Below are 4,485 nucleotides of genomic sequence, written 5' to 3'. Positions count from 1 at the left end.
CAGGGTCAGCGCGTTGTCGGACAGCCGGGTGTACGCCAGGTACACCACCGAGGTCTGGGCGAAGTCCGGCGCCGGGACGATGCCGAGCAGGCCGCGCTCGTTGGACACGCTGCTCACCCGGCCGGTGATGTCCAGCACCGGCGCCGTCCACACCGGACCGGTCTTCCACTACCAGACCTCGGTCGACGGCTGCGCCGTGCTCGGCGGCCACGTCCACCGCGGCCAGCGGTTCACCGAGCTCGCCGACGGTACTCACGCCGACGCCCGCGTCGGCGAGGTCCCCACCCAACCCACCTCGTTCGGCGTGGACACCGCCGGCGAGCTCTACCTGGTCAACGACCTACCGGGCCAGCTCCACCTGGTCGGCTTCGAGCGGGTGCCGCCGGTGACCTGATCTCAGCCCTGGCCGGTGGCGATCCAGGCGGCGTCCTTCGGGTCGAGGTGTCTGCGGTCCTGCCACCGCGTAGCCGCTTGGGTCATGGTGATCTCGTTGGTCCAGTCGGCCGGGCTCACCCCGGGGTCGTTGAGCCTGACGTCCCGGTAGCTGGTCCGTAGCGGCCGGTGGGTCTGGCAGCGGTAGGCGTTCTCGCACAGCGGGAGACCGCGTCCGGCCAGCAGGCCGACCACCAGCTCCTCCTCGGCCTCGTCGTGGTCCTGCGCCCCGATCGCATTCTCGACCCGGGGATCGCGGATCCGGCGGGCGACTCCGGAGTTGGACAGGTAGGCGTGCACCATCTCGTGGTACAGCACGAGATCGAAGTCCAGTGTGGTGTCGGGGAAGTCGGCATGTCCCGCTATGCCCTGATGGGTGACCGTGGCACCGCCGGCCTTGCCGATCTCGATCGCCGGACCTTCCGCTGCGGGCCGGTCGAAGAACTCGATGCGGGGAATCATGTCGCCTTGCGTGTCCCGGGACCAGTCACCCGTTCGGATCCCGACATCCTTGGTCTGGATCAGCGGGTACACGGTCTTTACCGGCTTCCTCAGCGTGTCGTACTTGGGCCGTGGTTGGGTGATGAGCAGCGTCAGGCCCTGGTAGGGCGCCATCGTGAAGGGCCGTCCGGCCGGGAACTGGAAGTCCTGCCGGCGGCCGGCGTCGAACGTGGCGATGATGTTCCGGCCGGCCCTGGTTGCCAGGATCCGCTCGAGCTGCTGCCAGATGAAGGGCACGTAGCCGTCGTTCTGCGAGGTGAGCAGTTCGACCCCGATCCCGGGTGCCACCTCGACCACCTTGCCGTTCCACCGGTCACCGCTCGCGGTGGACACCGTCGTGGTGCCGCCGTGGGCCAGCTGGCCGGGGCTCACCTTGACGGTCTCACCCTTGTGGCTACCATCGACGATCCCGACCGCGACGTCGCCGGACTCCGGAACCTCGGCCACGACTCCCTTCGTTCCGGGTTCGATCTTCAGTCCCTGCACCGAGAGCGCGTCGGGGAAGCACACTCGGGAACCGGCGTGCAGAGTCTCTTTGGTGGTGCGCCAGTACGGCATGATGATGTTCCGTCCTCAACCGGAGATCACCTGGGGTGATCGGGCGACTACTGCCCCTGAGGGGTCGCCCGCAACCCATGCCGCGTTACCAGTCCTACGGTCTCAGGTCGGACAAGGCCGCGGCGGTGAGGACGGCTTGGCGTTCGTCGCGGGTGAGCAGGCCGGTGGTCTGCCAGTCGGCGGAGATCCGTTCTACCGTGCGGATCAACTGGCCCTTGGTGGGGAAGGGGGCGTGGGCCCAGACCAGGTCGAGGAACGTGCGGCCTTCGGGGCCCGCGCGGTTGGGGACGCCGCTGTCGGTCGAGCCGAAACCCTGGCGAGATCCGACAATAGCACCCTTGGTCCGCGCCCGATAATGCGATACATTGTCTGCTGGCTGCGGTATTGAAACGTTTCATGATGGTACCCGCCGTCACTGAATCGAGGAGCCCTGCATGAATCCTCGGCACTCCACCCTTCGCACGCTGGTTGCCGCCTCGGCGGTGCTCGTCATGGGTCTTGCCTTCCTGCCCACCGCCTCGGCGGCGCCCCAGGACCACGGTCGCAATCGCGTCCAACTCGAGCACCTCGACCGCGGGCTGGTCGCCGCGGCCACCACCGAGGGAGTGTTCCTGAGCTGGCGGCTGCTCGGTCATGAGGTGTCCGGGCACACCGCGACCGGCATGGCCGGGCCGGACTTTCACGTGTACCGCAACGGGGATCGGATCGCGACCGTCACCGACAGCACCAACTACCTCGACCGCGGCGGCACGCCCGACGCCCGCTACCGGGTCGCCGCGGTGGTCCGCGGCCGCGAGGTCGACCGCAGCGCGCCGGTCGCGACGTGGTCCGGGGCCTTCTACAACCTGCCGTTGCACAGGCCCGCCGACGGTGTCACCCCGGCCGGCGAGGCGTACACCTACTCGGCCAACGACATGAGCGTCGGCGACGTCGACGGGGACGGGCAGTACGAGTACATCGTCAAGTGGGACCCGTCCAACTCCAAGGACGTCTCGCAGGTCGGCTACACCGGCACGGTGTTCATCGACGCCTACGAGCTGGACGGCACCCTGCTGTACCGCATCGACCTCGGCGTCAACATCCGGGCCGGCGCGCACTACACGCAGTTCCTGGTCTACGACTTCGACGGCGACGGGCGCGCGGAGACGATGTTCAAGACCGCGCCCGGCACGAAGATCATCAGGTACGACCGGGCCGGAAACGTCGTCTCCGAGCGGTTCATCACGATGCCGCGGGAGGACGTGCGGGCCGGGTTCAGCCACTCCGACGACTACCGGATGAGCGCCGCGGACTACTACGAGCACCTCGTCGCGCTGTTCCGCGGGTGGCAGGACCATCCCGAGGTGGTTGCCGGGCACTGGCCGGCGACACTTGAGCATGCGTTCGGCATCGAGCCGCGGTACGACTACCCGCTGTCCGATGTGGACGCTCGGGCGCTCGTGGACCACTTCATCGACGTCTACGCGCCCAGCCGCAGCACCCGCAACCAGCTGCGGAACTTCGCCGGCTTCATCGTCGACGGGCCGGAGTACCTGACCGTGTTCGAGGGTGCGACCGGTCGTGAGCTGCAGACCATCCGGTACAAGCCGGGCCGCGAGGACGACGGGCTGATCTGGGGCGACTACGCGCTTCCGCGCATCGAGCCGGGCAACCGGGTCGACCGGTTCCTGGCCACCGTCGCGTACCTGGACGGCAAGCGGCCGTCCGCGGTCTTCGCCCGCGGCGTGTACACCCGCACCACGCTCGTCGCCTACCGCTGGGACGGCAGGCGGCTGCGCGAGGAGTGGTTCGTCGACAGCGGCCACGTGCCGATGAGCAACCCGTTCAACGACAACCCGCACGGCCGCGACGGCACCGACCCGGAGTTCGCCACGATCACCACGCAGGGCGGGCACTCGTTGAGCGTGGCCGATGTGGACGGTGACCGGAAACAGGAGATCATCTACGGCGCCGCGACGATCGACGACGACGGCGGCGTGCTGTACAGCTCGTTCGGCGTCGCACCGCCGCAGAGCGCCATTCCCGGCCAGAACGTGCGCCTCGGCCACGGCGACGCGCTGCACGTGACCGACATCGATCCGAACCGGCCGGGCCTGGAGATCTACATGGTGCACGAGGGCGCGACGTTCGCGCCGTTCGGCCACGCCATGCGCGACGCCGCCACCGGCGAGGTGATCTTCGGCGACTACACCGGGCGGGACACCGGCCGCGGCATGGTCGGCGACGTCATCCCCGAATCGCCGGGCCTGGAGGCGTGGCCTTCACTGCCGCCGAACTCGGGCGAGCTCGGCATCGGCCTGTTCTCCGCCGACGGGGACCTGCTCGGCCCCACCACGCCCGGCACCAACCAGAGCATCCGCTGGGCGGCCGACATGACCACCCAGATCGTCGCCGGGGCGACCGCCCCGACCCTGGAACCGATCCGGATCGAGGATTGGCGCCGCGGAAGGCTGCTCGTCGCCGAGGGCGCGCTGGCCAACAACGGCACCAAGGGCAATCCGTGCCTGGTCGCCGACATCTTCGGCGACTGGCGCGAGGAGATGCTGGTGCGCACCGTGGACAGCTCCGCGGTCCGGATCTACCTGAGCACCGAGGTCACGGATCGCAAGCTGTACACCCTGATGCACGACGCCCAGTACCGGGTCGAGGTCGCCCGCCAGCAGACGGTGTACAACCAGCCCTCGTACACCAGCTTCTACCTCGGCTCGGACATCGACTGGTCGCGGGTACCCATCCCCAGGATCAAGTGAGGGTCACGACACCGTAAGGCGTTGCGTTGCGCGGCTTCCTGCCAGGGGCGCTGGGTGCCGCGGGGGAGGTAGCGGGCGAAGGGTTTGGCCGGGCGGGCGTCGAGTCCGGGTGCAGGTGGTCCACGTGCGGGGCGTCCACCAGGCCGTGCATCGCGGTGTCGATGCTGGGCGCCGCACCACCTTTGCCGTGCAGGCAGTAGTCCAACGCGGCGACCATCTCGTCCTCGCGCTCCGCACCGGGATA

General features: G+C 68.9%; 4 protein-coding genes. 2 read left to right on the top strand and 2 right to left on the bottom strand.

Annotation, left to right across the window (positions count from 1 at the left end):
* Positions 1-100: 100 nt before the first annotated feature.
* Positions 101-394: a hypothetical protein gene (locus VGX25_RS23275; protein ID WP_326920003.1), complete on the top strand. Its 294-nt coding sequence runs from the start codon at positions 101-103 to the stop codon at positions 392-394.
* A 2-nt stretch (positions 395-396) separates the two neighbouring features.
* On the opposite strand, the gene VGX25_RS23270 is transcribed toward VGX25_RS23275, so the two are convergent.
* A complete protein-coding gene (locus VGX25_RS23270) occupies positions 397-1,491 on the bottom strand; it encodes a hypothetical protein (RefSeq protein WP_326920002.1) in 1,095 nt (364 codons plus the stop codon).
* Between the two features lie 434 nt (positions 1,492-1,925).
* Between VGX25_RS23270 and VGX25_RS23265 the strand changes: the two genes are divergently transcribed.
* Positions 1,926-4,241 carry a rhamnogalacturonan lyase gene (locus VGX25_RS23265; protein WP_326920001.1) on the top strand — a complete coding sequence of 772 codons (2,316 nt, stop codon included), beginning with the start codon at positions 1,926-1,928 and terminating at the stop codon, positions 4,239-4,241.
* On the opposite strand, the gene VGX25_RS23260 is transcribed toward VGX25_RS23265, so the two are convergent.
* Positions 4,234-4,485: hypothetical protein (locus tag VGX25_RS23260; RefSeq protein WP_326920004.1), on the bottom strand; the 252-nt coding region annotated here is incomplete at its 5' end. The genes VGX25_RS23265 and VGX25_RS23260 overlap by 8 nt on opposite strands.

The sequence above is a fragment of the Actinophytocola sp. genome (assembly GCF_035942955.1).
Lineage (GTDB): Bacteria > Actinomycetota > Actinomycetes > Mycobacteriales > Pseudonocardiaceae > DASYTH01.
This window is presented reverse-complemented; position numbering and strand designations above follow the sequence as displayed.